We start from the raw sequence: 26,926 nt of genomic DNA, 5'->3' as shown, positions 1-26,926 counted from the left end.
TAATTGACGTCTGGACCCATTCATGTCCCGGGGCCGGAGCATTAGACGATGCCCGGCGCAACCACCCGGACTTGACTTGGGTCTTAGTAGTGTCCGCACGCAACCCTGAGCCAGGCTCGGCCGTCAGGATCCCGGCCCTCCTCCGCTTGGTATGAAAGGTGTTCACATGGCAACCCGTGCAGCAACGAAGACCCGCGAGGCGGAGGTCGAAGAGACCGTGACCGCCGCTGCGGACGAGACCGCGAAGCCCGCGGCGAAGAAGGCCGCGCCCAAGAAGGCGGCGGCGAAGGCCCCGGCGAAGACGAAGGCGACGGCTGCGAAGAAGCAGACGTCCAAGGCGTCCGCCGCAGCGGACGACGACGAGGAGATCGACGACGACGCCGAGGTCGAGATCGACGAGGAGGAGGTCGCGGACGACGCCGAGGCGACGGACGAGACCGAGACCGACGAGGCCGAGGCGGACGAGGACGCCGAGCCCGACACGGAGAGCAAGGCCCCTGCGGCCCTGGCCGCCGCGGCCGACGTGCCCCTGCCGACGGACGCGCTCGTGCTGCGCGCCGTCGACGAAGAGGACGACATCCCCGTCTACTCGACCACGATCACCGGCGCGACCGCCGACCCGGTCAAGGACTACCTGAAGCAGATCGGTAAGGTCCCCCTGCTGAACGCGGCCGAAGAGGTCGAGCTCGCCATGCGGATCGAGGCCGGTCTGTTCGCCGAGGACAAGCTGGCGAACACGCCCAACCTCTCCAAGGAGCTGGAGCGCGAGCTCAAGTGGGTCGCCCGCGACGGCCAGCGCGCCAAGAGCCACCTGCTCGGCGCCAACCTGCGCCTCGTGGTGTCGCTCGCCAAGCGCTACACCGGCCGCGGCATGCAGTTCCTCGACCTCATCCAGGAGGGCAACCTGGGCCTCATCCGTGCCGTCGAGAAGTTCGACTACACGAAGGGCTTCAAGTTCTCCACCTACGCCACCTGGTGGATCCGTCAGGCGATCACCCGCGCCATGGCGGACCAGGCGCGCACCATCCGCATCCCGGTGCACATGGTCGAGGTCATCAACAAGCTCGCCCGCGTGCAGCGCCAGATGCTGCAGGACCTGGGCCGCGAGCCCACCCCCGAGGAGCTGTCGAAGGAACTCGACATGACCCCGGAGAAGGTCATCGAGGTTCAGAAGTACGGTCGCGAGCCCATCTCGCTCCACACCCCGCTGGGTGAGGACGGCGACAGCGAGTTCGGCGACCTGATCGAGGACACCGAGGCGGTCGTCCCGGCCGACGCGGTGGGCTTCACCATGCTGCAGAAGCAGCTGGAGAGCCTGCTCGACTCCCTGTCCGAGCGCGAGGCGGGCGTCATCCGCATGCGCTTCGGCCTGGGTGACGGCATGCCGAAGACCCTCGACCAGATCGGTGACACGTTCGGCGTGACGCGTGAGCGGATCCGCCAGATCGAGTCGAAGACGATGGCGAAGCTGCGCCACCCGTCGCGGTCGCAGTCGCTGCGCGACTACCTCGAGTAAACCGGTGCGCTACCGACTGGCGGTCATCGCCGGCCGCCTCGCCCGCTGGCTTCTTCGCCTGCGGGGAGGCGGCTCCGCGGTCCCCGGCCGCGTCGCCCTGGCCATCGCGCCGAAGTTCCTGGAGCGTGCCGTCAGCCGGCTCCCGCTCGGCGTCGTGTTCGTCTCCGGCTCGAATGGCAAGTCCACGACGACGAACATGCTCACCGCGATCTTGCGCGAGCACGGACTGGACGTCTTCACCAACCCGTCCGGCGGCAACCTGCCGCAGGGCATCGCGTCCGCGCTTCTCGCCGACGTGCCGCTCGACGGCTACGTGCGCGGCGATGTCGGCGTGATCGAGGTGGATGAGGCCTACGGTGTCGACCTCGCGCGCGTCCTGAAACCGCGGGGATCGCTCCTGCTCAACGTGCAGATCGACCAGCTCAACCGCTTCTTCGAGCCCACCCGCGTGATCGGGATGCTGCGCTCGATCGCCGAGGGCTCGTCCGAGTTCGTCGTGGTGAATGCCGACGACGACAGCCTGGCGCGCGTCGGCGCGGAGCTGACGGCGCAGGGACGCGACGTGACGACTTTCGCCGTGGCGCCGTCCATCATCGAGTCGTCGCCGAACGGCCTGGCGAACGTCAAGGACCTGACCGGCACGACGGCGGGAACTCTACCTATCCCGTCGGTCTTCGTCAGCAAGCTCGAGGTGCAGAGCGCGCAGCTCACCATCGGCGGGGTGGACGTGCGCATCGGCCTGCCCGCGCGCGGCCTGCACTACGCGGTGGACGCGGCGGGCGCGACCGCGATGGCGCGCCGTCTCGTCGGCGACCGCTTCCAGCCGAACGCCGTCGTGGCCGCCATGGCCGCACTGCGCACGGTGTACGGCCGCGGCGAGACGCTGAAGGTGAACGACGAGGACGTCGAGATCATCATGATGAAGAACCCGCCGAGCCTGCAGCTCAACCTCGACTACCTCGCCGAGTCGCCCGAGCAGGTGTTCGTGGCGGTCGACGAGGGCACGCCCGACCCGTCGTGGGTGTACGACATCGACCTGTCGAAGCTGACCCATGTGGATGTGGTGTCCGGCACGAAGGCCTGGCAGTTCGCCACGCGCTTCGCGTACGCGGGCATCGACGTCGACCAGGTCGTGCCCGAGCTGAAGCCGGCGCTCCAGGCGTTCCTGAAGCTGCCGAAGCCGACGCGCGGCACTAAGACGATGATCGTGAACTACGAGCAGATGATGCTCATCCGGAAGCAGCTGGGCTTCCTCGACTTGGAGGGCGGCGAGCGATGACCGTCCTGCGCATCCTGCACCTGTACCCGGCGGAGCTCGGGATCAACGGCGACGCCGGCAACGTCCTGGCGCTGGCCGAGCGCGCCCGCTGGCGCGGCATCGAGGCCGAAGTCGTCCCGCACGCGGTCGGCGGCGAGTTGCCGCCGGGCGTGGACCTGGTGCACATCGGCTCCGGCCCGCTCTCGGGCCAGCGTGCGGTGCACGAGGACGTCCTGCGCATCGCCCCACGGCTGCGGGAGTGGCAGGCTGCGGGCGTGCCGTTCCTCGCGATCGCGGGCGGCTGGCAGCTGCTCGGCACCGGCCTGGAGACGCCGGAGGGTGAACTGCTGGCGGGTGCGGGCGTCTTCCCGACCCGCGCCGCGCTCGGAAGCAAGCGGCACGTCGGCGAGGTCGTCGTGCGGCTGGCGGACGGCTCGACCGTCGCCGGCTTCGAGAACCACTCGGCGCGCACGGTGCTCGACGGGGCCGAGCCGCTGGGCCGTCTCGTCAGCGGGACCGGCAACGGCGACGGCACGGAGGGCGTCGTCGTCGGCGCGTCGATCGGCACGCACCTGCACGGTCCGCTGCTGCCGATGAACCCGGCGCTGGCCGACCGGCTGCTCGGCACCGCGCTGCGCGGCGAGCTGCCGCCGGTCGCGCAGACCGAGCGCGTCGACCGCTACGCGACGAACGCGCGCCGCGCGATCGCCGACCGCCTCGGCGTCTCGCTGTAGCCCTCCCGCGAAGTGCACGTCGTTGCGGTGTCGCACGGCGTGTCGACCGCAGTTAGCTGCACTCGGGCCGGGGGTCAGTTCACGTAGACGCGGGGGACGCGTGAGGCGACGCCGGTGACCATCTCGTCGGCGATCGTCTCGGCCCAGTCGGCGTACTTCTCGGCGGTGACCTCGCCGTCGGTGCCCGGGCCGAACAGGATGGCGGTGTCGCCGACCTCGACGCGGTGCGCACCCGCATCCACGAGCATGCTGTCGGCCTCCACCGCGAGGAGCTGGCAGCGGCGGCCGTTCAGCTGGATGCTGGTCTTCGCGATCCCGAGCGTCGGGACGCCGTCGGCCCAGCCGATCCCGAGCCGTACGTGCGTCGTGCCGCCGACGTGGACCTCGGTGACCGGAGCCTCGAGCCGCATCGCGGGGATGAGCCCGAGCTCGGCCCCGGTCGAGTCGTCGTACGGGGAGAAGCCGTAGGCGGCGATGCCGAACCGGACGAACGAGAAACGCGCCTCCGGCATCCGGATGCCCGCCGAGCTCGCGGCCAGGTGCAGTGCTTCGAAGTGCGCGCCGAGCTTTTCCGCCTCGACGACCGCACTGCGGAACTCGGCGAGAGCGGCCTGGTCGTCGGCGATCGACGCGTCGGCGAGGTGCGACCAGGCTGCGCGGATGCGGACGACACCCTGGCGCTCCAGCTCCAGCGCGTACTGGACGAGCCCGGGCCACTCTTCGCGGGTGGCGCCGTTTCGGCTGAGGCCGGTGTCGACCTTCAGATGCACGACGGCGGGGCGGTCGGCGCCGGCCGCGGCGATGGCCTCGAGCTGCCAGACGGCGGAGATGCCGAGCTCGATGTGCGCCTCGATGCCCGCCCGCCAGTCGGTGCTCCGACCGTGCAGCCAGGCGAGGATCGGGACGGTCACGCCGGCGTGCCGCAGCACCAGCCCGGCCGGGATCTCGAGCACGGCCAGGGACGTCGCGCCGGCCTCGAGCCCGGCTTCGGCGACGGGCAGCAGCCCGTGACCGTAGGCGTCGGCCTTGACGGCCAGCATGGTCTGGGCGGGCGCGATGAGTCTGGTCAGGTGAGCGACGTTGTGGCGCACGGCGGCGAGGTCGATCACGGCGCGGGGGAGCGGTTCGGCGACGGCGTCCACGATCGTCATGCGGGCGTCCTCATGCGGGGTAGGTCCTCTCGATGCGCCGGCCGAGGCGGCTGGTGATCACGGGGGCGTCGACGCCGAGCGCATCCGCCCAGTCGAGCACGGTCGGCTCGCCGCGCGCCGAGTCGCCGAAGAGGACGACCGGGTCGCCAGGCCGCGCGGTGTCGTCGCCGATATTGACGACGAACTGGTCCATCGCGATGCGGCCCGTGATGCGACCGACCGTGTCGCCGACCTTCACCGGCGCCTTGTTGGAGGCGACGCGCAGGATGCCGTCGGCGTACCCGAGCGCGACCAGCACGAGGGTGCTGGGCCGCGACGTGCGGTACGTGTAACCGTAGGAGACGCCGCGGTCGGCGGGGACGCGCTTGACCGAGACGACCTCGCCCTCGAGGCGCATCGCCGGAGCGGTCGGATGCGCGGGGTCGAGTCCGAACAACGACGTCCCGAGCAGGGGGCCGGGCGCCTGTCCGACGAACACCCGGGCGGGGAGCCCGTCGTCGGCGAGAGCAGCAGCGTCCTCCACCCGGGAGACGAGAAAACCGCCGACCCCCGCATCCGTCAGCGCACGTGCCACGGGGATGAGCCCGTGTCCGTACGCGTCGGCGCGGAGATCGGCGGTGCAGTCGGGGAGCGGCGAAGCGGCGGAGGCTGCCGTCGAGCGGATGGCGTCGAGATCGATATGTGCACGTCGGCGCACACCAGTCGTGGCGACCATCCTCCGGTCAGTTCCGCGCTTCGTGAGCGAGCCGCGTCAGGCGCGCTGCTCTTCGAACAGGCGAGCGGTCTCGTCGTGCCAGCTGTGGGCGATCTGCGAGAGCTTCTCCTGGTGCTTCTTGCCGTGGTGGGCGCAGAACAGCAGCTCGCCGTTGTTCACGACGACCCGGATGTATGCCTGCGCTCCGCAGCTGTCGCAACGGTCCGCGGCCGTCAGTTGCGGCCCCGATGCGAGCTCGTCGATGGCCCCGTTCTCCGAGGTGACTGTCGACATGTGATGCTCCTTCCGTCGCAACCGGTGAACTCGGTACGTCTATAGAACCACGGATGCTCGGCAACCAGGCGCGTATTGGCTGCTATTTCGCTCAACGCGTAGCCTCCGAGCGAGCGGGTGTCGGTGGCGTAGTGTGCCCCGCCCGCCACGTACGCTTGATGGTGTACGTGCGCGCCGCACTCGAGGCGCACCTGATCCACAAGGAGCGCCCGTGGCGAGTTCGGACTATTCGGCCAGGCACCTGTCGGTGCTCGAGGGGCTGGAGGCCGTCCGCAAGCGACCCGGCATGTACATCGGCTCGACCGACTCCCGAGGGCTCATGCACTGCCTCTGGGAGATCATCGACAACTCCGTGGATGAGGCGCTGGCAGGCTTCGGCTCGGCCATCGACGTCGTGCTCCACGCCGATGACAGCGTTGAGGTGCGCGACCAGGCGCGCGGCATCCCCGTCGACATCGAGCCGAAGACCGGGCTCTCCGGCGTGGAGGTCGTCTTCACCAAGCTCCACGCGGGCGGCAAGTTCGGCTCCGGTTCGTACGCGGCGTCCGGCGGCCTGCACGGTGTCGGCGCCTCGGTCGTCAACGCGCTGTCCGAACGGCTCGACGTCGAGGTCGACCGCGACGGCAAGACCTATGCCATGTCCTTCCACCGCGGCGAGCCGGGCGTGTTCGACGACGGGACGGGCGCCCCGAGCCCCGACAACCCGTTCAGCCCGTTCGTCAGCGGCAGCGAGCTGCGGGTCGTCGGCAAGGTGAAGAAGGGCGTGACAGGGACGCGCATCCGCTACTGGGCCGACCGGCAGATCTTCACGAAGGGCGCCGAGTTCTCGACCGACGACCTGATCGGCCGCGCGCGGCAGACCGCGTTCCTGGTGCCGGGCATTTCGATCGCGATCGACGACCAGCGCCCCGGCTCGGACGGTGCCGCGCCGGCCGGCCTGACCACCTTCCGCTACGAGGGCGGAATCTCGGAGTTCGTCGACTTCCTCGCGCCCGACAGCCCGATCACCGACACCTGGCGGCTCACCGGCGAGGGACACTTCACCGAGACCGTGCCGGTGCTCTCCGACTCGGGCGCGATGGTGCCGACCGAGCTCAAGCGCGAGTGCCAAGTCGACATCGCGCTGCGCTGGGGCACCGGCTACGACACGGTGATGCGCAGCTTCGTCAACATCATCGCCACGCCGAAGGGCGGAAGCCACCAGGCCGGCTTCGACCAGGGCCTGCTCAAGTTCCTGCGCCAGCAGGTGGAGTTGAACGCCCGGCGGCTCAAGGCCGGCAACGACAAGCTCGAGAAGGACGATGTGATGGCGGGCCTCACGGCCGTGCTCACCGTGCGCCTCCCGGAGCCGCAGTTCGAGGGCCAGACCAAGGAGATCCTGGGCACGCCGGCCGTGCGCGCGATCGTGGCGAACGTCGTCCAGAAGGCGATGGCCGAGCGGTTCGGGTCGTCCAAGCGCGACGACAAGGCGCAGTCCTCGCTCGTGCTCGACAAGGTCGTCGCCGAGATGAAGTCCCGGATATCGGCCCGCGCCCACAAGGAGACGCAGCGCCGCAAGAACGCGCTCGAGACCTCATCCCTCCCGGCGAAGCTCGTCGACTGCCGCTCCAGCGACGTCGCGAACAGCGAGCTGTTCATCGTCGAGGGCGACTCCGCTCTGGGCACGGCACGACGCGCCCGCGACAGCGAGTACCAGGCGCTGCTGCCCATCCGCGGCAAGATCCTCAACGTGCAGAAGGCGTCCATCTCGGACATGCTGTCGAACGCGGAGTGCGCGGCGATCATCCAGGTCATCGGCGCGGGCTCCGGCCGCAGCTTCGATCTGTCGGCGGCCCGCTACGGCAAGGTCATCATCATGTCGGATGCGGATGTCGACGGCGCGCACATCCGGACCCTCCTCCTCACCCTCTTCTTCCGCTACATGCGGCCCATGATCGAGGAGGGACGCGTGTTCGCCGCCGTCCCGCCGCTGCACCGCGTCGTCGTGGTGAACCCCGGCTCGAAGCCGAACGAGACGATCTACACGTACTCCGAGGCGGAGCTGCAGGCGGTGCTCGCCGACCTGAAGAAGCGCGGCAAGAAGTACCAGGAGCCGATCCAGCGCTACAAGGGCCTCGGCGAGATGGACGCGGACCAGCTCGCGACCACCACGATGGACCGCGCACACCGCACCCTGCGCCGGGTGCGCGTCTCGGACGCCGAGTCGGCGAACCGCGTCTTCGAGCTCCTGATGGGCAACGACGTCGCCCCGCGCAAGGAGTTCATCATCCAGGGCGCCGACGACCTCTCCCGCGCCCGCATCGACGCCTAGCCGGCCGTAGCCGCCGAGCACAGGAAAAACGTCGCCGATCTCGTGATCAGGCGACGTTCTTCCTGTGCTCGCGGGCTGGGCTAGGCGAGGCGGCGGCCGATGGAGCCGACGACCATGTCCAGAGGGACGCCCGAGGCGTCGCGGCGGGCGCCGCCCTCGGGGAGGGTGCGCGCGACGCCGTCGGGGGCGACGGCCAGCGCGGGGGCGCGGCCGGCCCAGGCGAGCACGAGCTCGCTCTCACCCTTCAGGAACCGCTGCGCGCGGACGCCGCCGGTCGCGCGTCCCTTTGCCGGGAACTCCGCGAAGTCGCTCACCTTCGCCGTGCCGGGGTCGGCGCCCGGCAACGTCGCGTCGCTCGCGGCGATCGTGGCCACGACCGCCTCGGCCGCGTCCTCCGCCGCAACGGCGCCGAAGTAGATGACCCGTGCGTCCGCACCGAGGTTGATGCCGGCCATGCCGCCCGCGGCGCGTCCCTGCGGACGGACCGTCGATGCCGCGAACCGCAGCAGCTGCGCGTCGCTCGCGACGAACACCAGCTCGTCCGCATCCGTCACCGTGGTGGCGCCGACGACCTCGTCGCCGGCCTTCAGCGCGATGACCTCGAACTCGGGCTTGTTCGCCCAGTCGCCCGGGGCGACGCGCTTGACGACGCCCTGCTTGGTGCCGAGCGCGATCGTCCGCTCCGTGTCGGTGAGGGACACGAGGGCGAGGATGCGCTCCTTCTTGTCCGCGAGCGCCAGGTAGTCGCCGACCTTCACGCCGGCGCCGAGCTGGACGGAGTTGGCGGGCACGCCGGGCAGGTCGACGGGGAGAAGCGGATCAGGCGACCGCGGTTCGTCACCGCGCCGATCTCGCTGCGGCTGCTCGTGTCCAGCTGCGACAGGATGGCGTCGTGCTTGCTGCGCCGGGCCGGCGGCTGGATGCGGTCGAGCCCGACCTCGCCGTCGGGGCCGGCCACGGCATCCACGCGCAGGATGCGGCCGGTCGTCGACAGGTACACGCGCGTCGGCACGTCGGCCACCTCGAGCTGGACGTTCGCCGTCTTGCTGCGTGAGGCGCCCGCGATCGACGGCTTCGCCTCGGTCAGCAGCGTGCGGCGCGGCGTGCCGAAGCGGCCCGCCACCTGCTCCATCTCATCCGACACCAGGTCGTTGATGCGCTGACGCGAGGCCAGGAGCTCTTCGAGCTCCGCGATCTCGGCGCGCAGCTGGTCGCGCTCGGTCTCGAGCTCGATGCGGCTGAACCGCGTCAGGCGGCGCAGGCGCAGCTCGAGGATGTAGTCGGCCTGCAGGGTGCTCAGGTCGAACACCTGCATCAGGCGGGTGCGGGCAGCCTCCGTGTCGTCGGACGTGCGGATGACCTGGATGACCTCGTCGATGTCGAGGATCGCGATGAGCAGTCCCTCGACCAGGTGCAGGCGTTCCTTACGGCGTGCGAGGCGGAACTGCGACCGCCGGGTGACCACGCTGACGCGGTGGTCGAGGTAGACCTGCAGCAGCTCCCGCAGCCCGAGGGTCTGCGGGCCGCCGGCGACGAGGGCGACGTTGTTGATCGCGAAGCCCTCCTCCAGCGGCGTGTGCCGGTACAGCTGCTCGAGCACCGCCTCCGGGCTGAACCCGGTCTTGATGCCGATGACGAGCCGGAGGCCGTTCTGGCGGTCGGAGAGGTCGGTGACGTCGGAGATGCCGTTCAGCTTCTTCGCGTTGACGCCGTCCTTGATCTTCTCGATGACCTTCTCGGGGCCGACGAGGTAGGGCAGCTCCGTGACGACGAGGCCGCTCTTGCGCGCGGTGATGGACTCCACGGTCACCTTCGCGCGCATCCGGAAGCTGCCGCGTCCCGTCGCGTACGCGTCGCGCACGCCCGCGAGGCCGGCGATCGTACCGCCCGACGGCAGGTCCGGGCCGGGCACGTACGCCATCAGGTCGTCGAGGGTCGCGTCCGGGTTCTCGAGCAGGTGCCGGGCGGCACCGACCACCTCGATGAGGTTGTGCGGCGCCATGTTGGTCGCCATGCCGACCGCAATGCCGCTCGCGCCGTTGACCAGGAGGTTGGGGAAGGCCGCGGGCAGCACATCCGGCTGCATGAGCTGGTTGTCGTAGTTCGGGACGAAGTCGACGACGTCCTCGTCGAGGTCTTCCGTCATCGCGAGCGCGGCGGCGGCGAGGCGCGCCTCGGTGTACCGAGCGGCGGCGGGGCCGTCGTCGAGGGAGCCGAAGTTGCCGTGGCCGTCGACCAGCGGCACGCGGAGGGTGAAGTCCTGGGCCATGCGCACCAGGGCGTCGTAAATGGCGCTGTCGCCGTGCGGGTGCAGCTTTCCCATCACCTCGCCGGTGACGCGCGCCGACTTCACGTGGCCGCGATCCGGCCGCAGGCCCATCTCGGTCATCATGTAGAGGATGCGGCGCTGCACCGGCTTGAGGCCGTCGCGGGCGTCCGGGAGCGCGCGGGAGTAGATCACCGAGTAGGCGTACTCGAGGAACGAGCCCTGCATCTCGGTCGTGACGTCGACGTCTTCGATGCGTTCCGTCGTTCCGGCGGCGGGCTGGTCGTCTGCTGGTGTCATTCGTGCATTCTGTGCAGGGGCTCGGGTGGAGCGTGGGGCGGCTCGTCCGGCCTGCCGTGGCCTGTGCCAGACTGGGCCGGATGCCACCCATGCTACCGGCCGCGTTCACCACCCGAGCGAGCCTCGCCACGGTTCTGCCGAGTTCGCTGGCCGCGCTCGGCGGACAGGCGAACGACCTCGGGCTTCCGCGGCTCGACCACGTCGTCGTCATCGTGGTCGACGGGTTGGGCGCCGCCGCCTTGCGGGCACGGTCCGGTCATGCCCGCACCCTCGCGCCCATGCTCGGAAAGACGACCACGATCGACGCCGGTTTCCCGACCACGACGGCCGCGGCGCTGGCGACGCTGACCACCGGCACCGCTCCGGGCGAGCACGGCCTCGTCGGCTACCGGGTCCGCGATGCGGCCGGCCGCCTCACCAACCAGCTCTCCGGCTGGGACGAGCGGATGGATCCCGCCACCTGGCAGCGCTCACGCACCGTCTTCGAGCGCGCGACCGAGCAGGGGTGCGCGCCCGGGCGATCGGGCTGCCGAAGTTCGAGGGCTCCGGATTCTCGGCCGCGGTCCTCCGCGGCGCCGAGTTCCTGGGGGTGCAGTCGCTGAGCGAGCGCTTCGACGCCGCCGCCTCGATCGTCGCCGAGGCCGGACCTGGGCTCACCTACCTCTACGTCGCCGAGCTCGACTCCCTCGCGCACGCTCGCGGCTGGGAGTCGCCGGACTGGACCGCGACGCTCGAGACCCTGGACGCGCTGGTCGCGAGCTTCGCCCGCCGCCTCGGTCCCGGCCGCGGGGCGCTGCTCACCGCCGACCACGGGGTGGTCGACGTCCCCGCGAGCGGACACATCCTGTACGACACCGCGCCCGAGCTCCTGGAGGGCGTCGCGGACGTGGCGGGGGAGCCGCGGATGCTGCACCTCTACACCGAGCCGGGTGCGTCCGCGCTGGCGGTCGCCGAACGCTGGCGCGACGCCGAGGGCGACCGCTCCTGGGTGGCGACGCGGGAGGAGGCGGCCGACGCGGGCTGGTTCGGCCCAGTCGTGGACGACGAGGTCGCTCCGCGGATCGGGGATGTGCTGGTCGCCGCCCGCAAGCGGATCGCGTACTACGACGGGCGTGACCCGCAGCGCACCGGCCGCAACATGATCGGCCAGCACGGCTCCATCACGCCGGAGGAGACGCGGGTGCCGCTCCTGCGGTTCGGGGCAGCTGGCTGAGTTCCGCCGTCACGATGTGCGGCGCGTGCGCGTGGTTCGCGTGCGCCGTGTGGGCGAGCGGGATGACCGGCGCGATGGCGGTCGCGGGCTGCGCGGCCGGCTCGGCCTCCGCCGATGGTGCAGGTCGCGTCTCCGGGGTCGAGGTCGGCCGTCGGCGCAGCTTCTCCACCCAGTACGCGAACCCGCGTCCCGGGCCCCAGTTCTTGAGCGACATCGCCGGGCTCTCGAGGAAGCGCCAGCTGAGCCACGAGATCCCGAGAACGACGATGGCGGCGCCGAGGATCATCGGGATGACGCCGAGCTTGTAGAGCCCGAAATATGCGAGCGTCTGCTGCACCGGGAACGCGTAGAGGTAGACGCCGTAGGAGATGTCGTTCTTCTGACCGATGGTCCGGAGCCGGCCGGGGATGGCCGAGCCGAGCCACAGCACGAAGTACACGCCGGCGGGCACGCCGATGACCCCGTAGCCGCCGTTGAGCAGCGTCCACACCAGCAGCACGCCGGCGGCGATGCCGAAGCGCGCGTTCATCGGGATGGATCGCGAGTACACGGCGAACACGGCGCCGACGGCGAACGGGTACGACAGATAGGAGAACTGGACGCTGCCGAGCGGCGGGAAGACTGTGGCCATCGTGCCCGGGCTGACCAGGTCGACGATCTGCGCGGCGAAGATGACGCCCGCGACGACCACGACGATCGGTCGCGCCTTGGTGAGAACTCCCGCGAGCAGCAGGAGCGCGATCATCATGTAGCAGTCCCACTCGTAGCCGAGCGTCCACATCGAACCGTTGATGACGCTGGCGTGCGTGGCCTGACCGTACGGCGTGGTGTTCTGGAAGATGTCGAGGATGCCCCACGTGTCGACGTGGAGGTTCCAGTTCGAGAGCAGGTAGTGCCAGGGGCTGGTCGCGCCGCGGGCGAAGTACGCGCCGAGCGAGTGGCCGTCGAGCGACCAGATGATCGGACCGAGGACGAAGGCCGCGAGCAGCAGCGCCAGGAGGAACGCCGGGAAGATGCGGAGCACGCGTCGCCAGAGGAACTGGACGATGTCGGCGGACATCCCGCTCTTCGTGATGAGGTAGCCGCTGATGGCGAAGAACCCGGCGACGGAGAGGGTGCCGAGGTTGGCCTGGCCCTTGGTGATGCCCGACCCCGGGTCGTGCCCGAAACCGCCGAGCGGGAAGGTGTGCGACACCAGCACGGCGAGGGCGAGGACGAGACGGATCAGCCCGAGCGCGTTGTCATGGCCGCGCAGGCCGGCACTGATCGTGCGTGCAGGGTCGGTTGCAAGCATTCCCACAGGATACGGGACATACGTGCATTACCTGGAATCGACACCGCGTGCCTGTGGAACGGCCCGGATCGAGACCTCTTCTTACGAGGCGCGTCAGGCCAGGTCGTCGTCCGTGCGTGCACCGAACACGATCTCATCCCAGCTCGGCATGGCCGCGCGGCCCTTCTTGCGAGCCGACGGCTGCGGGCCCGAGTCGTTGTTCGACGGTGCCGGCGCGGCAGGCGGAGCGGGCACGTCCAGGGGCAGCGCAGGCTGCTCGGCGACCGGCGCGCGATCCTCCACGACCCGGAACGGCGACACCGGCGGCGTCGGCTCCTGCGGCGGGGCGACGGGCGCCTCGGCGTGGACCGGAGCTTGGGGAGTCGTCGCGCGGTCGTCGTAGTTCGCGGCCTCGCGCTCGCCCCGGCGGCGGCGCAGCGCCTCCAGCAGGTCCGCGGTCTGGTGCAGGTCGCGCGGGGTGGCGTCGTCGGCGCGCTTCATGGCCGATACCGGGATGGAGTTGTTCGCCCCGGGGACCCGGCCCTGCGGGGGCAGAGGCTCGATCGGCTGCGTGATCTCGGGACCGAGCAGGTCGACCGACGGCACCGGGAAGGTGAAGGCTCCGCTGTCGAAGCGGGACGTGTCCGGCTCGCCCTCGTGCGGCAGCACCGCGCGCAGGCGGGGGATGAGCGCACCGCCGCGCAGTTCGCCGGCCTGGGACAGGGTGGTCGCCTCGGAGTTGAGGGGCGCGAGCGCGTGCTTGCGGGCGTCGTAGGACCAGCGCGCGTCGTGGTCGATCGTGTCGGCGGTGAACTCGAGCTTCACGATCCAGCCGGTCTCGCTGTCCTTCCAGCTCGCCCAGCGCTCACCGGCGACACCGAGGGACGCCAGCCGGTCGCGGATCACCGATCCGAAGGTCTCGCCCTCGCCGAGCGGGTCGACGGCGTCCGTGGTGTGCACGGGGACGCTCAGGGCGCTCGCGACGATGTGCTCGCGCTCGGCGATGATCGGGCCCTCGAAACGCTGGACGTACTCCAGCGGGGCGCCGGTGACCGCGGCGACGTCCTCGGCGGACATGCCGGAGCGGATGTGCGCCTGGACCTCGCGCGGGGAAAGTTTGGGTGCGTCGGCGGGCGTCTCCTGACGGACTTGCCGCACTTTCGACTGCAACGCCTCGTCGACGGCGATGCGGAAACGCTCACCGTCGTCGCCGACGGCGACGAGTGCGCCGTTCTCGACCCCGATGACCTTCAGATCCTGCATGTGGAGTGCCTTCCGAGCTCGTCTGTACCGCCCCAGAATGACACGGGAGAGAAGGCATTTCGGGGAATACCGTGGGCGTGCCGGAAGTTGCACATCCAGCAATCGCTGAAAGGCTCCTGAATGGTTTTGCTATTCAGTGGCGATTGATGCAAACTATGGCCGCCGATTGCGAGAATCGGCCGTTACGACGAGAAGTGGATGGGCATGGCAACCGATTACGACGCACCGCGGAAGACCGAGGACGACTCCGAGTCGATCGAGGCCCTCAAGGAGCGTGTCCCGGACAAGATGTCGGGCGTCGTCGACGTCGAGGACGCCGACAACCCCGGCGGATACGAGCTCCCCGGTGCCGACCTCTCTGACCTCGACCTCGACGTCGTCGTGCTGCCTCCCCAGGCGGACGAGTTCACCTGCGTGAACTGCTTCCTGGTGAAGCACCGCTCGCAGATCGACCACGAGACGAAGCTCGGGCCGATCTGCGTGGAGTGCGCGGCATAACTCACGACACGCGTCGAGCCTCACCGAGAACCCGGACCAGCTGGTCCGGGTTTCTTGTTGAGAGGAGCCAGTAGGGCGCTGGATCGTCCGCATCCAGCACCGGCACCTTCACCACGGGCTTGATCCAGCCGCGGATGAGCAGCCAGGCGCGCGCGTCCAGCCGGCGGCCGCGCTCGAGCGTCGCCTCCTCGCCGCTGAAGGCGACGGGATCGCCGACGAGGTTCAGCGGGATGCGCGCGTTGCCGGCGGCCAGCTCGTCCTCGGTCACCCGGATGGTCGGCGCCGTCACGACGAGGAAGATCGCCCAGGCGACGTAGACGACGATCGCCAGCACGACCCCGACCGCGAAGTTGATCGGCGCGAAGACGAGCATGATCGCGGGGACGACGAGCAGGGTGGAGATGAACAGCCAGGGGGTCGCCCACAGCCGCTCTCGGTACAGGTCCATGTCCTCTATTCGACCAGACTTCTGCACTACCCTCTGACACGTGACCGATACCGTCGATGTCCCGATCGTGGCCGCATTCCCACCCGCTTACGCGCATCCGGGGGATGCGGGCGCCGACCTGAGCGCCGCGGAGGCCGTCGTGCTCGGTCCGGGGGAGCGGTTCACCATGCCGACCGGCGTCTCCATCGCGCTGCCCGACGGGTACGCCGCGTTCGTCGTCCCGCGGAGCGGTCTGGCCATGCGCCACGGCATCACGATCGTCAACTCGCCGGGAACCGTGGATGCGGGCTACCGCGGCGAGATCAAGGTCACCCTCCTCAATACCGACAGGTCGATGCCGTACGATATCGCCGTCGGCGACCGGATCGCCCAGCTGATCGTCATGCCGGTCACGCGAGCCCGGTTCATCCCCGTCGACACCCTCCCGGACAGCCACCGTGGCGCCGCGGGCTTCGGCTCGTCCGGGTACACCGTCACCGAGGCAGGAGAACACGCGTGAGCGACATCAGCGACACCCCCGCGGGGCCGGCGGAGACGCCGAGCTCGAGCAGCAGGGCGACGCCGTGGAGTTCGAGAAGTCGGCCCCGGAGGACCGCGAGACCGAGGGGCCGCTCGACGAGAGCGAGGCCAATCCGGTCCGCCCGTACGTCGACCTCGGCGGCGTGAAGATCCTGCCCCGCGAGGGCCTGCATCTGCGTCTCGAGGTCGAGGAGGAGACGCAGCGCGTCGTCGCCGTCGGGCTCGACTACGCCGGCTCCACCCTCCAGGTGCAGCCGTTCGCCGCTCCCCGCTCGACGGGGCTGTGGCACGAGATCCGCGAGCAGATCACCGATCAGATCCAGCGCCAGGGCGGCCGGGTCACCGAGCGCGAGGGCGCCTTCGGGCCGGAACTCGTCGCTGAAATCCCCGTCGCCGCGGCCGCGGGCGGCGCGGTGGAGACGCGCGTGGCGCGCTTCATCGGCGTCGACGGACCGCGCTGGTTCCTCCGCGGCGTGATCGCGGGCGACGCGGCCGTGCAGCCCGAGGCGGCGGCGCTCGTCGAAGACCTCTTCCGCAGCATCGTCGTGGTGCGCGGGTCGGTGCCCATGCCGCCCCGCGACCTCATCCCGCTCCGGATGCCGGCCGCGCCGACGACCGGCAACGAGAACGACTACTCCTCTCTTTAAGGCGTGGACATGACCGACGAGGAGCGCCCCGAGCGCCCGACCCCTCAGCCGGACGACCGTGACGAGACACAGGCGCCCGCGCCGTCGCCCGGTCTCGGCGAGAGCATCGCCGCCGCCGCGCGCCGTTCGGGCCTCGGCCAGCTCGCCGAGGACGACTCGTCGACCGGTGCGGCGCTCCTGGGCGCGCTCGGCGGCATCCGCGGGCTGTGCGAGACGATCCTCCCGGGCCTCGTCTTCCTGGTGCTCTTCACGTTCACCCAGAACGTCCCGCTGTCGATCGGGTGCTCGGTGGCGGTCGCGATCGTCTTCACGGTCGTCCGCATCGTCGGCAAGACGCCGGTGACGCAGGCGCTCGCCGGCCTCATCGGCGTCGGCATCTCCGCCATCCTCGCGCTCATCACCGGGCGGGGCGAGGACAACTTCCTCCTCGGGATCTGGACGAACGCGGCCTATGCGGCGGGCATCCTCATCTCGATGCTGGTGCGCTGGCCGATCATCGGGCTGGCGGCCGGCTACCTGATGGGCGACGGCGTCGCGTGGCGCAAGGACAAGCGGAAGTTCCGGGTCATGCAGGCGCTGACGTTCCTCTGGTTCCTGCTCTTCGCAGCCCGCCTCGTCGTGCAGGTGCCGCTGTATCTGGCGCACACCGACGAGGCCACCAGTGCGCTCGCCCTCACCAAACTGCTCATGGGCGTCCCGCTCTATGCACCGCTCCTCCTCGTGACGTGGTTCGTCGTGAAGGGGCAATTCCCTCAGAAGTCCGTCACGAACCCGCGTCCCACCTCGTCTACCAAGTAGAACCATCTGGCGGTGAAGGGGGAGGGATGCTGGACGCGGGAATACGTGACGGGCTGACCTCCGCCCAGGTGGAGGAGCGCGTCGCCGACGGGCGCGTCAACACGCAGGAGCAGCCCAGCTCGCGATCGATCGGCGACATCCTCCGCGAGAACGTCTTCACGCTCTTCAACGGCATCCTCACCGCCTGCTTCATCGTCGTGGTGATCCTCGGCGACCTGCGCGACGGGTTCTTCTTCGGCATCGTCGTCGTCAACGCCCTCATCGGCATCGTGCAGGAGTACCGCGCCAAGCGCGTGCTCGACCGGGCGGCGCTGCTCGCCGCGCCGCACAGCCGGGTGCGACGCGACGGCGCCGTCGTGACGGTCGCGCTCGACCAGGTGGTGCTCGACGACCTGCTCGTCCTGCGTCCGGGCGATCAGGTGCCGGCGGACGCCGTCGTGGTCGAGAGCACCGGGCTGTCGCTCGACGAGTCGATGCTCACCGGCGAGTCCGATCCGATGTTCAAAGACGAGGGGGCACCCCTGCTCTCGGGGTCGCACGTCGTGTCGGGAACCGGCTTGGCGACCGTCTCGGCGGTCGGCGCCGACTCCTACGCGAGCAAGCTCACGAGCGAGATCCGCAAGCACAGTCAGGTGCGGTCCGAGCTCCGCGACGCGACCAACCGCATCCTCGTCTACCTCTCGTGGATCCTGGGGCCGATCATCCTCATCACCCTGCTGGGTCGCGTCTTCGCCTACGGCGGGTTCTCCGAGATCTTCGTCGACGACCGGTGGCGGCGGGCGCTGCTCGATGCCGTCGCGGCCGTCGTCGGCCTCATCCCGGAAGGGCTTGTTCTCCTGACGAGCCTGGCCTTCGGCGTGGCCGCCATCCAGCTCGCCGCGCACAAGGTGCTGGTGCAAGAACTGGCGGCGGTGGAGGTGCTGGCGCGCGTCGACGTGCTGTTCCTCGACAAGACCGGCACACTGACGACGGGGGAGCTGTCACTGCACGGCACCGAGGCGCTGGCGGGGGAGCAGGACGTTGCCGACGGCGAGCTCGCGCTCGCGGCCTTCGGGTCGGATGATGCGGGCAACGCGACGTCGGGAATCCTCGGGTCGCGGTTCCGGAGCGACCGGATCGCGGTCGGGCGGCGCATCCCGTTCAGTTCGGCCACCAAGTACAGCGCGCTCACGATGACCGTGGACGGCGGTTATGAGAGCGCGTGGGTGCTCGGCGCGCCGGAACGCGTGCTCGACGGCCACTCCGAGGCGCTGGCGCGTGCGACCGCCCTCGCCGCGACGGGGCTGCGGACACTCGCGCTGGCGCGGGCGGTCGACCCGCTGCCCGCGGAGGTGCACATGCCGCTCACGGGCACGCGCGTGGAGCCGGTCCTGCTGGTGCTGCTCGCCGAGACGCTGCGTCCCGAGGCTCAGGATGCGCTCGCGTACTTCCGCGAGCAGTCGGTGCGCGTCGTGGTGATGTCGGGCGACAATCCCGTGACCGTCTCGGCCATCGCCCGCGAGCTGCAGTTGGAGGGCGAGGCGATCGACGCGTCCACGCTCACCACGGATGACGAGCTGGCCGACGCGCTGGAGCGAGCGAGCGTGCTCGGCCGCGTGAGCCCCGACCAGAAGCGTGCAGCGGTGCGGCTGCTCAAGGGGCGCGGGCGCACGGTCGCGATGACCGGCGACGGCGTCAACGACGCGATGGCCGTGAAGGACGCCGACCTCGGCATCGCGATGGGCACCGGCACCGCCGCGACCAAGGCCGCGTCGCGCGTGGTGCTGCTCGACGACCGTTTCGACCGGCTGCCCGACGTTCTGGCGTCGGGCCGGCGGGTCATCGCCAACGTGGAGCGGGTCAGCAACATCTTCCTGGCGAAGACGACGTACGGCATCCTGCTGGCTCTCGTGAGCGCGGCGATCCTGTGGCCGTTCCCGTTCCTCCCGCGCCAGCTCACCCTGGTGTCGTCGCTGGCGATCGGGATCCCGTCCTTCTTCCTCGCACTCGCCCCGAACAAGCGCATCTACACACCGGGAGTGCTCGGTCGCGTGCTGCGGTACTCCATCCCGACCGGTCTCATCGCGGGCGTCACGGCCATCGTCGCCTACGCACCGCTGTACCGCAGCGTCCCGCTCCACGAGGCCCGCAGCGTCACCACGGTCGCGCTGTTCTGCGTCTCGCTGTGGATGCTGTGCGTCCTCACGAGACCGCTCACCGGCATCCGGTGGCTGCTGCTCGCCGCGGTCGCCGCCGCATTCACGCTGGTCTGCGTCATCCCCTTCACGGCCACCTTCTTCGAGATGCATCTGCAGCTCGACGGCGCCCTGGCGTGGGGCATCGCGGTCGGCGCGCTGGGTGCGGCCGGGGTCGAGCTGTTCTACCGGTTCGCAAAGCGACGTTCGCTGGTCTTCGACCGGCTCTGAGCGTGGTAGTTTTATCTCGACGTCAAGATACTTTCCGGTGATGAGGATTTAGGCTTACCTTGCTGGAAAGGCGCTTCGACGGACGACGAAGATGGACGAGGCGTGCGTGAACATCGCCTGCCGATGAAGGAGAGGGCATTGTGTCTGCTGTGAACAGCTTCGGTGCGAAAGAGACCTTGACGGTCGGATCGCGTGACTACACGATCTTCAAGATCGACACCGTCGAGGGATACCAGCGGCTGCCTTTCAGCCTCAAGGTTCTCCTCGAGAACCTGCTCCGCACGGAGGACGGCGCGAACATCACCGCCGACCACATCCGCGCCCTCGGCTCCTGGGACCCGGCGGCTGAGCCGAACACCGAGATCCAGTTCACGCCGGCCCGCGTCATCATGCAGGACTTCACCGGCGTCCCCTGCATCGTCGACCTCGCCACCATGCGTGAGGCCGTCTCCGCCCTCGGCGGCGACCCGAAGAAGATCAACCCGCTCGCGCCGGCCGAGATGGTCATCGATCACTCCGTGATCGCCGACCTGTTCGGCCAGCCGGACGCGCTGGAGCGCAACACCGACATCGAGTACGAGCGCAACGGCGAGCGGTACCAGTTCCTCCGCTGGGGCCAGACCGCGTTCGACGACTTCAAGGTCGTCCCGCCGGGCACCGGCATCGTCCACCAGGTCAACATCGAGTACCTGGCCCGCGTCACCATGACGCGCGAGATCGACGGCGAACTGCTGGCCTACCCGGACACCTGCGTCGGCACCGACTCGCACACCACGATGGTCAACGGCCTGGGCGTGCTCGGCTGGGGCGTCGGCGGCATCGAGGCCGAGGCGGCCATGCTGGGCCAGCCGGTCTCCATGCTCATCCCCAAGGTCGTCGGCTTCAAGCTGACCGGCGCCATCCCGACCGGCGTGACCGCGACCGACGTCGTGCTCACCATCACGCAGATGCTGCGCAAGCACGGCGTGGTCGGCAAGTTCGTCGAGTTCTACGGCGCGGGCGTCGCCGAGGTCCCGCTCGCGAACCGCGCCACCATCGGCAACATGAGCCCGGAGTTCGGCTCCACCGCCGCCATGTTCCCGATCGACGACGTCACCCTCGACTACCTGCGTCTCACCGGCCGCAGCGAGGAGCAGGTCCAGCTCGTCGAGCAGTACTCGAAGGCGCAGAGCCTGTGGCACGACCCGGCGAACGAGCCGGTCTTCAGCGAATACCTCGAGCTCGACCTCTCGACCGTCGTCCCGTCGATCGCCGGCCCGAAGCGGCCGCAGGACCGCATCGAGCTGAGCCACGCGAAGGACCAGTTCGAGAAGGACCTCAACGACTACGCCGACGTCTCCCACGACCTCGTCGACCTGACGATCTCCGAGTCGTTCCCGGCGTCCGACCCGGGTGAGCTGCAGCCGGAGGACGACCGCAGCATCCACGTCCACACGCACCACAGCCACGCGCCGAAGACGGCCTCCAACCCGACCCCGGTTCGGCTTGCGGAGAGCGGGCAGGACTTCGTCCTCGACCACGGCGCCGTCGCGATCGCGGCCATCACGTCGTGCACCAACACCTCCAACCCGTCGGTCATGCTCGCCGCCGGCCTGCTCGCCCGCAACGCGGCGAAGAAGGGCCTCAAGGCCAAGCCGTGGGTCAAGACCACGCTGGCCCCTGGCTCCAAGGTCGTCACCGACTACTACGAGAAGGCTGGTCTGACCCAGGACCTCGAAGCGCTCGGCTTCTACACGGTCGGCTACGGCTGCACCACCTGCATCGGCAACTCGGGCCCGCTGCTCGACGAGATCTCCGAAGCGGTCAACCAGAACGACCTGGCCGTCACCGCGGTGCTCTCGGGCAACCGCAACTTCGAGGGCCGCATCAACCCCGACGTGAAGATGAACTACCTGGCGAGCCCGCCGCTGGTCATCGCCTACGCGCTGGCCGGTTCGATGAACTTCGACTTCGAGGTCGACCCCCTGGGGCAGGACTCCGAGGGCAACGACGTGTTCCTGAAGGACATCTGGCCCGACGCGGCCGAGGTCCAGGAGACGATCGACTCCTCCATCAACGAGGGGATGTTCGTCCACCAGTACGCGTCGGTCTTCGAGGGCGACGAGCGCTGGAAGTCGCTGCCGACCCCGACCGGCTCGGTCTTCGAGTGGGATGAGAAGTCCACCTACGTGCGGAAGCCCCCGTACTTCGAGGGCCTGACCCTCGAGACGAAGCCGGTCACCGACATCGTCGGCGCCCGCGCGCTCGCCAAGCTCGGCGACTCGGTCACCACCGACCACATCTCGCCCGCCGGCTCCATCAAGGCGGACAGCCCGGCCGGCCAGTACCTCACCGAGCACGGCATCGATCGCAAGGACTTCAATTCCTACGGCTCGCGCCGCGGCAACCACGAGGTGATGATCCGCGGCACCTTCGCGAACATCCGCCTGAAGAACCAGCTCCTGGACGGCGTCGAGGGCGGCTACACCCGCGACTTCACCAAGCCGGACGCGCCGCAGTCGTTCATCTACGACGCGTCGCAGAACTACCAGGCGCAGGGCACCCCGCTCGTCATCCTCGGCGGCAAGGAGTACGGCTCCGGCTCGTCGCGCGACTGGGCGGCGAAGGGCACCAGCCTCCTCGGCGTCCGCGCGGTCATCACCGAGAGCTTCGAGCGCATCCACCGCTCGAACCTCATCGGCATGGGCGTCGTGCCGCTGCAGTTCCCGGCCGGCGAGTCCGCCGACTCGCTGGGCCTCGACGGCACCGAGGTATTCTCGATCACCGGCCTCGAGCAGCTGAACGAGGGCACCACACCGAAGACGGTGCACGTCGTGGCCGAGCCGAGCGAGCACTCGCCCGCGGGCAAGCAGACCATCGAGTTCGACGCGGTCGTCCGCATCGACACCCCCGGTGAGGCCGACTACTACCGCAACGGCGGCATCCTGCAGTACGTGCTGCGCAGCCTCGTCTAAGCAGTTCCGGAACCGAGCCCCCGTCCGCCGAGTTCGCGTGGTGGACGGGGGCTCAGTTCTTCCGCTCGAACTCCGGCCAGTCGGCGTAGAAGTCGTCGAGGGCGGCCGACAGCGGCTCGTGCTCGACGAACCAGCGGCGGGCGGTCGGACTCACGCTGTTGAGAATGTCCCGCATGGCCCTGCGCTTGCCGCGGAGATCCAGGCCGAACACAGGCTCGTGGTGAGCGATCCGGTTGCGGAAGTCGCCGACGATCGACACGGAGCGTGCGATCTGACTGACATGAACATCTTGGCGGTTGTTGAACGCGTGGTGGAGGGCTTCCTCCCACAGTGCTTGCTTCCAGCGATGCCGCTGCGACGGCAGAAGGTTGCGCCAGACGCCGAACGAGAATTGCGCGATCACATCGTCATGAGCGACCGGTCGACGACCTCGCACGGCCCGGGCAGCGTGGTCTCGGGCCGAGCGGAGGCGGTCGGCAGGGAGCACGGAACGGAGGAGTGGCCCGGGATCATGCGACCACTCCGCCGTCCCCTGTACCGCCCGGTTCCAACTCCGGAGCTCCCGGTCGAGCGCATTGCGGAGCATCACCTCGCAGTAGTGGACCGCGGTGTGGGCCGTACCGCTGATGTGCGCATTCGCGCGGTACAACGCCAACGCTCGTCGTTCGTCCCCGCCGCACCGTTGGGCGTAGGTCGCGATCCGCGGTGCACTGAAATAGGTCACGATGCCGGCTGTCATTCCGCGAGCGTAGTAATCTCCTTGGCAGGACGTCGGCGGTACTAACGACGTCACGCTCTCAGGGGCCCGGGTTCGCCCGGGCCTCTGTGTTCTAACGCGTACGGATTGCGGACTTCCACCGGTCAACCCGTACGTTCCGAGCCTCCGTTGATTCGCGCGAGCCTAGACTCGAACGTATGGGCATCCTCGAGACCATCCACGGTCCCCGCGACCTCGACCGTCTGACCGACGGTGAGCTGGTCCAGCTCGCCGCCGAGGTGCGGGCCTTCCTCGTGGCCAACGTGGCGAAGACCGGCGGCCACCTGGGTCCCAACCTGGGCGTGGTCGAGACGACCATCGCCATCCACCGGGTCTTCGACTCCCCGCGGGACGCGATCGTGTTCGACACCGGACACCAGTCGTACGTGCACAAGCTGCTCACCGGGCGCCAGGACTTCTCGCAGCTGCGCCAGCGCGGCGGCATGGCGGGCTACCCGCAGCGCTCCGAGTCCGAGCACGACATCGTGGAGAGCTCGCACGCCTCCTCGTCGCTCTCGTGGGCGGACGGCATCTCACGCGCCTTCGAGCTGACCGGGCAGAAGGATCGGCACGTCGTCGCCGTCGTCGGCGACGGCGCCCTCACCGGCGGGATGACGTGGGAGGCGCTGAACAACATCTCCGACGACAACAACCGCAAGCTGATCATCGTCGTCAACGACAACGGCCGCTCGTACGCGCCGACGATCGGCGGCATGGCGCGGTTCCTCAACACTGTGCGCACGCGCAAGACCTACCGCAGCCTGTACCTCACCTCACAGGCCGCCTTCGACAAGCTCGGGACGCCGGGCCGCTCCTTCTACCGCGGGGTCCGTGGCGGGCTGCACGGGTTCCTCAGCCGCTTCTCGAACAACGAGGCGCTGTACTCGAACCTCGACATCAAGTACATCGGCCCCATCCACGGCCACGACATCGAGGCGATGGAGGAGGCGCTTCAGCAGGCGAAGAACTACGGCGCCCCGGTCATCGTCCACGCGATCACGCAGAAGGGACGCGGCTACGAGCCCGCACTGCGCGACGCGGCCGACCAGTTCCACTCGGTCGGCAAGATCGACCCGGAGACGGGAGAACCGACCAGTGCGGCCAGTACGCCGGACTGGACCGGCGTCTTCGCCGACGAGATCGTGCGCCTCGCCGAGAAGAACCCGAAGATCGTCGGCATCACCGCGGCGATGCTGCGCCCCACCGGCCTGCACAAGCTCGCGGAGCGCTTCCCCGACCGCGTGCACGACGTCGGCATCGCCGAGCAGCACGCCGCCACCAGCGCCGCCGGTCTCGCGTTCGGCGGGCTGCATCCGGTCGTCGCGATCTACGCGACCTTCATGAACCGCGCGTTCGACCAGGTGCTGATGGATGTCGGCCTGCACAAGGCGGGTGTGACGTTCGTGCTCGATCGGGCCGGTGTGACGGGTCCCGACGGGCCCAGCCATCACGGAATCTGGGACCTCGCGATCCTGCAGGTCGTGCCGAACATCCGCCTCGCCGCGCCGCGCGACGGCACACGCTTCCGCGAGGAGCTGGCCGAGGCGGTCGCGGTCGAGGACGCCCCGACGGTGCTGCGCTTCCCGAAGGGCCCGGTCCAGCCGGACATCGAGGCGGTGCGCCGCCTCGACGACGGCGTCGACGTGCTGCTCGAGGGCGACCGCAAGGACGTCCTGCTCGTCACGGTCGGCCCGATGGCCGACCTCGGTCTGAAGGTCGCCGAGCGACTGGCCGCGCAGGGGATCGGCGCGACCGTCGTCGACCCGCGCTGGGTCGTCCCGGTACCCAAGAGCATCCTGTCGCTCGCGGCCGAGCACCGCATCGTCGTGACGATCGAGGACGGCATCCGCGTCGGCGGCATCGGCACGCGCGTCCGCCAGGACCTCCGTGGAGCCGGCATCGACACCGCCGTGGACGAGCTGGGCCTGCCCGACGCGTTCATCGACCACGCCTCGCGCGACCAGATCCTCGAGGACGCCGGGCTCACCCCGCAGAAGATCGCCCGTGACCTCGTCGCGCAGGTGCTCGGCAGCCGTGTCCCGATCGCGCGCCCCCTCCCGGACGACGCGCCCGCCGACGAGGCTCCCGCCGCCAAGAAGCCCGGCGCCTGAAAGCACTCAGAGGAGTTCCGGCACTCGGTTGACTTGGAGTGCACTCTAAGTCGTAACGTGACGGTATGACCGACACACGGACGGCGATGTCGATCTCCGACGTCGCCGAGCGGACCGGACTCACCACCCACACACTGCGCTACTACGAACGCGAAGGGCTCATGCTCTCACCGGTCGAGCGCGCGTCCTCCACCCACCGGCGCTACACCGAGGCGGACGTGTCGTGGGTCGGCTTCCTCACCAAGCTGCGCTCGACCGCCATGCCCATCGCCACCATGCGCCAGTACGTCGTGCTGGCGCGACAGGGCGACGGGACGGAGGCGGAGCGGCTGGAGCTGCTGCTCCTGCACCGCATGGCGGTGGTGCGGCAGCTGGAGGAGATGACGGCGAGCCTGGCGGCCATCGACTACAAGATCGACCTGTACCGGCGCACCGTCGAGCAGGTCACGGAAGGAAACGACGCATGAAGACGATCGCACTGGGAACCGAGAAGCTGGAGGTCTCGCAGCTGGGCCTCGGCTGCATGGGGATGTCCGCTTTCTACACGGGAGCGGGCCAGGACGAGGCCGGCTCGATCCGCACGATCCACCGGGCCATGGAGTTGGGCGTCACGTTCTTCGACACCGCGGAGATCTACGGTCCGTACACGAACGAGGAGCTGTTGGCGAAGGCGTTCGCCGATGGACGCCGCGACCGCGTGGTCATCGCGACGAAGTTCGGCAACATCCTGCACCGTCAGAACGACGAGCGCGGGCTCGACGGCTCGCCCGAGAACCTGCGGCTCGCCGTCGAGGGTTCCCTGCGCCGCCTGAACACCGACCGCATCGACCTCTACTACCAGCACCGGATGGACCCGAACACGCCGATCGAGGACACCGTCGGCGCGCTGAAGGAGCTGATCGACGAGGGCAAGATCCTCCACTACGGCCTGTCCGAGGCGGCGCCGGCGACGATCCGTCGCGCGAACGCCGTGCACCCGGTCACGGCCATCCAGACCGAGTACTCCCTGTGGACCCGCGACCCGGAGGCGGAGGTGCTGCCGACCGTCCGCGAGCTCGGCATCGGCTTCGTGCCGTATTCGCCGCTGGGTCGAGGCTTCCTGACCGGCACCATCCGCTCGCTCGACGATCTTTCGGACGACGACTTCCGCCGCTTCAACCCGCGGTTCGAGGGCGACAACCTGGAGGCGAACATCCGCATCGTCGAGCAGGTGGACGAGGTGGCCCGCGAGGTGGGCGCCGCGCCCGGCCAGGTGGCGCTGGCGTGGCTGCTGTCGAAGGGTGACGACATCGCGCCCATCCCCGGCACCACGAAGGTGAAGAACCTGGAGCAGAACGTCGCCGCGACCGAGCTGACCCTCACCGAGGACCAGCTGGCCCGTCTGGACGCCGTGGCAGCCCCCGTGGGCGACCGCTACCCCGACATGTCCACGGTCAACCGCTGACCCGAACATCTGTAAGACGCAACACGCCGTTATCCGACAGGGATAACGGCGTGTTGCGTCTCATGGATGGGC

22 protein-coding genes and 1 pseudogene are annotated in these 26,926 nt (G+C 69.5%); 15 read left to right on the top strand and 8 right to left on the bottom strand.

Features of this window, described 5'->3' with window-relative positions:
* Nucleotides 1-166: 166 nt before the first annotated feature.
* The 3 genes from ACRAWB_RS18135 to ACRAWB_RS18125 are packed head-to-tail and all read left to right on the top strand — an operon-like array spanning nucleotide 167 to nucleotide 3,508.
* Nucleotides 167-1,516 (top strand): RNA polymerase sigma factor, encoded by a 1,350-nt coding sequence (locus tag ACRAWB_RS18135; protein ID WP_431354630.1) that lies wholly within the window; start codon nucleotides 167-169, stop codon nucleotides 1,514-1,516.
* Between the two features lie 4 nt (nucleotides 1,517-1,520).
* Entirely contained in the window at nucleotides 1,521-2,795 is a 1,275-nt protein-coding gene (locus ACRAWB_RS18130; RefSeq protein ID WP_431354629.1) for a MurT ligase domain-containing protein, read from the top strand.
* Nucleotides 2,792-3,508, top strand: a complete 717-nt coding sequence (locus ACRAWB_RS18125; protein ID WP_431354628.1) for a type 1 glutamine amidotransferase — start codon at nucleotides 2,792-2,794, stop codon at nucleotides 3,506-3,508. The genes ACRAWB_RS18130 and ACRAWB_RS18125 overlap by 4 nt, the downstream gene beginning before the upstream one ends.
* 74 nt (nucleotides 3,509-3,582) lie before the next feature.
* On the opposite strand, the gene alr is transcribed toward ACRAWB_RS18125, so the two are convergent.
* Genes alr through ACRAWB_RS18110 form a run of 3 tightly spaced genes read right to left on the bottom strand, consistent with a single transcriptional unit; the run spans nucleotide 3,583 to nucleotide 5,647 of the window.
* Nucleotides 3,583-4,659 (bottom strand): alanine racemase, encoded by a 1,077-nt coding sequence (alr, locus tag ACRAWB_RS18120; protein ID WP_431354627.1) that lies wholly within the window; start codon nucleotides 4,657-4,659, stop codon nucleotides 3,583-3,585.
* 10 nt (nucleotides 4,660-4,669) lie between these two features.
* Nucleotides 4,670-5,374 carry an alanine racemase gene (locus tag ACRAWB_RS18115; RefSeq protein ID WP_431354626.1) on the bottom strand — a complete coding sequence of 235 codons (705 nt, stop codon included), beginning with the start codon at nucleotides 5,372-5,374 and terminating at the stop codon, nucleotides 4,670-4,672.
* 36 nt (nucleotides 5,375-5,410) lie between these two features.
* Nucleotides 5,411-5,647, bottom strand: a complete 237-nt coding sequence (locus ACRAWB_RS18110; protein ID WP_064109256.1) for a DUF7455 domain-containing protein — start codon at nucleotides 5,645-5,647, stop codon at nucleotides 5,411-5,413.
* A 211-nt stretch (nucleotides 5,648-5,858) separates the two neighbouring features.
* On the opposite strand from ACRAWB_RS18110, the gene ACRAWB_RS18105 reads away from it, so the two are divergent.
* On the top strand, nucleotides 5,859-7,958 hold the full coding sequence (locus ACRAWB_RS18105) for a DNA gyrase/topoisomerase IV subunit B (RefSeq protein WP_431354625.1): 2,100 nt from the start codon (nucleotides 5,859-5,861) through the stop codon (nucleotides 7,956-7,958).
* Between the two features lie 80 nt (nucleotides 7,959-8,038).
* Here ACRAWB_RS18105 and ACRAWB_RS18100 read toward each other — a convergent pair.
* A pseudogene (locus ACRAWB_RS18100) lies at nucleotides 8,039-10,524 on the bottom strand (DNA gyrase/topoisomerase IV subunit A).
* An 80-nt stretch (nucleotides 10,525-10,604) separates the two neighbouring features.
* Between ACRAWB_RS18100 and ACRAWB_RS18095 the strand changes: the two are divergent.
* Nucleotides 10,605-11,126: an alkaline phosphatase family protein gene (locus ACRAWB_RS18095; protein ID WP_431354624.1), complete on the top strand. Its 522-nt coding sequence runs from the start codon at nucleotides 10,605-10,607 to the stop codon at nucleotides 11,124-11,126.
* Nucleotides 11,030-11,737, top strand: coding sequence for an alkaline phosphatase family protein (locus tag ACRAWB_RS18090; protein WP_431354623.1), 708 nt, complete (start codon nucleotides 11,030-11,032; stop codon nucleotides 11,735-11,737). The genes ACRAWB_RS18095 and ACRAWB_RS18090 overlap by 97 nt, the downstream gene beginning before the upstream one ends.
* On the opposite strand, the gene ACRAWB_RS18085 is transcribed toward ACRAWB_RS18090, so the two are convergent.
* Nucleotides 11,685-13,031 (bottom strand): acyltransferase family protein, encoded by a 1,347-nt coding sequence (locus ACRAWB_RS18085; RefSeq protein WP_431354622.1) that lies wholly within the window; start codon nucleotides 13,029-13,031, stop codon nucleotides 11,685-11,687. The two genes, ACRAWB_RS18090 and ACRAWB_RS18085, sit on opposite strands and share 53 nt — an antisense overlap.
* 93 nt (nucleotides 13,032-13,124) lie before the next feature.
* Nucleotides 13,125-14,273, bottom strand: a complete 1,149-nt coding sequence (sepH, locus tag ACRAWB_RS18080; protein WP_431354621.1) for a septation protein SepH — start codon at nucleotides 14,271-14,273, stop codon at nucleotides 13,125-13,127.
* 204 nt (nucleotides 14,274-14,477) lie between these two features.
* On the opposite strand from sepH, the gene ACRAWB_RS18075 reads away from it, so the two are divergent.
* Nucleotides 14,478-14,771 carry a DUF4193 domain-containing protein gene (locus ACRAWB_RS18075; protein ID WP_026307201.1) on the top strand — a complete coding sequence of 98 codons (294 nt, stop codon included), beginning with the start codon at nucleotides 14,478-14,480 and terminating at the stop codon, nucleotides 14,769-14,771.
* Between the two features lies 1 nt (nucleotide 14,772).
* On the opposite strand, the gene ACRAWB_RS18070 is transcribed toward ACRAWB_RS18075, so the two are convergent.
* Entirely contained in the window at nucleotides 14,773-15,219 is a 447-nt protein-coding gene (locus tag ACRAWB_RS18070) for a DUF3093 domain-containing protein (protein ID WP_431354620.1), read from the bottom strand.
* Between the two features lie 40 nt (nucleotides 15,220-15,259).
* On the opposite strand from ACRAWB_RS18070, the gene dut reads away from it, so the two are divergent.
* From dut to acnA, 5 genes are all read left to right on the top strand, one after another.
* Complete coding sequence (gene dut / locus ACRAWB_RS18065) at nucleotides 15,260-15,718, top strand: dUTP diphosphatase (protein ID WP_431354619.1); 459 nt, start codon at nucleotides 15,260-15,262, stop codon at nucleotides 15,716-15,718.
* Between the two features lie 64 nt (nucleotides 15,719-15,782).
* On the top strand, nucleotides 15,783-16,385 hold the full coding sequence (locus ACRAWB_RS18060) for a DUF3710 domain-containing protein (protein WP_431354618.1): 603 nt from the start codon (nucleotides 15,783-15,785) through the stop codon (nucleotides 16,383-16,385).
* Between the two features lie 9 nt (nucleotides 16,386-16,394).
* Nucleotides 16,395-17,183, top strand: coding sequence for a DUF3159 domain-containing protein (locus tag ACRAWB_RS18055; RefSeq protein WP_431354617.1), 789 nt, complete (start codon nucleotides 16,395-16,397; stop codon nucleotides 17,181-17,183).
* A gap of 26 nt (nucleotides 17,184-17,209) precedes the next feature.
* Nucleotides 17,210-19,588 carry an HAD-IC family P-type ATPase gene (locus tag ACRAWB_RS18050; RefSeq protein WP_431354616.1) on the top strand — a complete coding sequence of 793 codons (2,379 nt, stop codon included), beginning with the start codon at nucleotides 17,210-17,212 and terminating at the stop codon, nucleotides 19,586-19,588.
* A 140-nt stretch (nucleotides 19,589-19,728) separates the two neighbouring features.
* On the top strand, nucleotides 19,729-22,542 hold the full coding sequence (gene acnA / locus ACRAWB_RS18045) for an aconitate hydratase AcnA (RefSeq protein WP_431354615.1): 2,814 nt from the start codon (nucleotides 19,729-19,731) through the stop codon (nucleotides 22,540-22,542).
* A gap of 52 nt (nucleotides 22,543-22,594) precedes the next feature.
* On the opposite strand, the gene ACRAWB_RS18040 is transcribed toward acnA, so the two are convergent.
* Nucleotides 22,595-23,281 carry a hypothetical protein gene (locus tag ACRAWB_RS18040; RefSeq protein WP_431354614.1) on the bottom strand — a complete coding sequence of 229 codons (687 nt, stop codon included), beginning with the start codon at nucleotides 23,279-23,281 and terminating at the stop codon, nucleotides 22,595-22,597.
* Between the two features lie 176 nt (nucleotides 23,282-23,457).
* Here ACRAWB_RS18040 and dxs point away from each other — a divergent pair, with 176 nt between their 5' ends.
* The 3 genes from dxs to ACRAWB_RS18025 all read left to right on the top strand — a co-directional run bounded on the left by dxs (nucleotide 23,458) and on the right by ACRAWB_RS18025 (nucleotide 26,854).
* Nucleotides 23,458-25,410: a 1-deoxy-D-xylulose-5-phosphate synthase gene (gene dxs / locus ACRAWB_RS18035; RefSeq protein ID WP_431354613.1), complete on the top strand. Its 1,953-nt coding sequence runs from the start codon at nucleotides 23,458-23,460 to the stop codon at nucleotides 25,408-25,410.
* 65 nt (nucleotides 25,411-25,475) lie between these two features.
* Entirely contained in the window at nucleotides 25,476-25,877 is a 402-nt protein-coding gene (locus tag ACRAWB_RS18030; protein WP_064109243.1) for a MerR family transcriptional regulator, read from the top strand.
* Nucleotides 25,874-26,854, top strand: coding sequence for an aldo/keto reductase (locus ACRAWB_RS18025; RefSeq protein ID WP_431354612.1), 981 nt, complete (start codon nucleotides 25,874-25,876; stop codon nucleotides 26,852-26,854). Before ACRAWB_RS18030 ends, ACRAWB_RS18025 begins: the two co-directional genes overlap by 4 nt.
* Nucleotides 26,855-26,926: the final 72 nt, after the last annotated feature.

The sequence above is a fragment of the Leifsonia poae genome (assembly GCF_050632865.1).
Lineage (GTDB): Bacteria > Actinomycetota > Actinomycetes > Actinomycetales > Microbacteriaceae > Leifsonia > Leifsonia poae_B.
This window is presented reverse-complemented; position numbering and strand designations above follow the sequence as displayed.

What these genes read in the sequence shown, in the direction of transcription:
- alr (WP_431354627.1), bottom strand. Translation starts at nt 4,659, where the DNA reads ATGACGATCGTGGACGCCGTCGCCGAACCGCTCCCCCGCGCCGTGATC.
- ACRAWB_RS18095 (WP_431354624.1), top strand. Translation starts at nt 10,605, where the DNA reads ATGCCACCCATGCTACCGGCCGCGTTCACCACCCGAGCGAGCCTCGCC.
- ACRAWB_RS18040 (WP_431354614.1), bottom strand. Translation starts at nt 23,281, where the DNA reads ATGACAGCCGGCATCGTGACCTATTTCAGTGCACCGCGGATCGCGACC.
- ACRAWB_RS18085 (WP_431354622.1), bottom strand. Translation starts at nt 13,031, where the DNA reads ATGCTTGCAACCGACCCTGCACGCACGATCAGTGCCGGCCTGCGCGGC.
- ACRAWB_RS18110 (WP_064109256.1), bottom strand. Translation starts at nt 5,647, where the DNA reads ATGTCGACAGTCACCTCGGAGAACGGGGCCATCGACGAGCTCGCATCG.
- ACRAWB_RS18050 (WP_431354616.1), top strand. Translation starts at nt 17,210, where the DNA reads ATGCTGGACGCGGGAATACGTGACGGGCTGACCTCCGCCCAGGTGGAG.
- ACRAWB_RS18030 (WP_064109243.1), top strand. Translation starts at nt 25,476, where the DNA reads ATGACCGACACACGGACGGCGATGTCGATCTCCGACGTCGCCGAGCGG.
- ACRAWB_RS18125 (WP_431354628.1), top strand. Translation starts at nt 2,792, where the DNA reads ATGACCGTCCTGCGCATCCTGCACCTGTACCCGGCGGAGCTCGGGATC.
- ACRAWB_RS18055 (WP_431354617.1), top strand. Translation starts at nt 16,395, where the DNA reads ATGACCGACGAGGAGCGCCCCGAGCGCCCGACCCCTCAGCCGGACGAC.
- sepH (WP_431354621.1), bottom strand. Translation starts at nt 14,273, where the DNA reads ATGCAGGATCTGAAGGTCATCGGGGTCGAGAACGGCGCACTCGTCGCC.
- ACRAWB_RS18075 (WP_026307201.1), top strand. Translation starts at nt 14,478, where the DNA reads ATGGCAACCGATTACGACGCACCGCGGAAGACCGAGGACGACTCCGAG.
- ACRAWB_RS18070 (WP_431354620.1), bottom strand. Translation starts at nt 15,219, where the DNA reads ATGGACCTGTACCGAGAGCGGCTGTGGGCGACCCCCTGGCTGTTCATC.
- ACRAWB_RS18135 (WP_431354630.1), top strand. Translation starts at nt 167, where the DNA reads ATGGCAACCCGTGCAGCAACGAAGACCCGCGAGGCGGAGGTCGAAGAG.
- ACRAWB_RS18115 (WP_431354626.1), bottom strand. Translation starts at nt 5,374, where the DNA reads ATGGTCGCCACGACTGGTGTGCGCCGACGTGCACATATCGATCTCGAC.
- ACRAWB_RS18025 (WP_431354612.1), top strand. Translation starts at nt 25,874, where the DNA reads ATGAAGACGATCGCACTGGGAACCGAGAAGCTGGAGGTCTCGCAGCTG.
- dxs (WP_431354613.1), top strand. Translation starts at nt 23,458, where the DNA reads ATGGGCATCCTCGAGACCATCCACGGTCCCCGCGACCTCGACCGTCTG.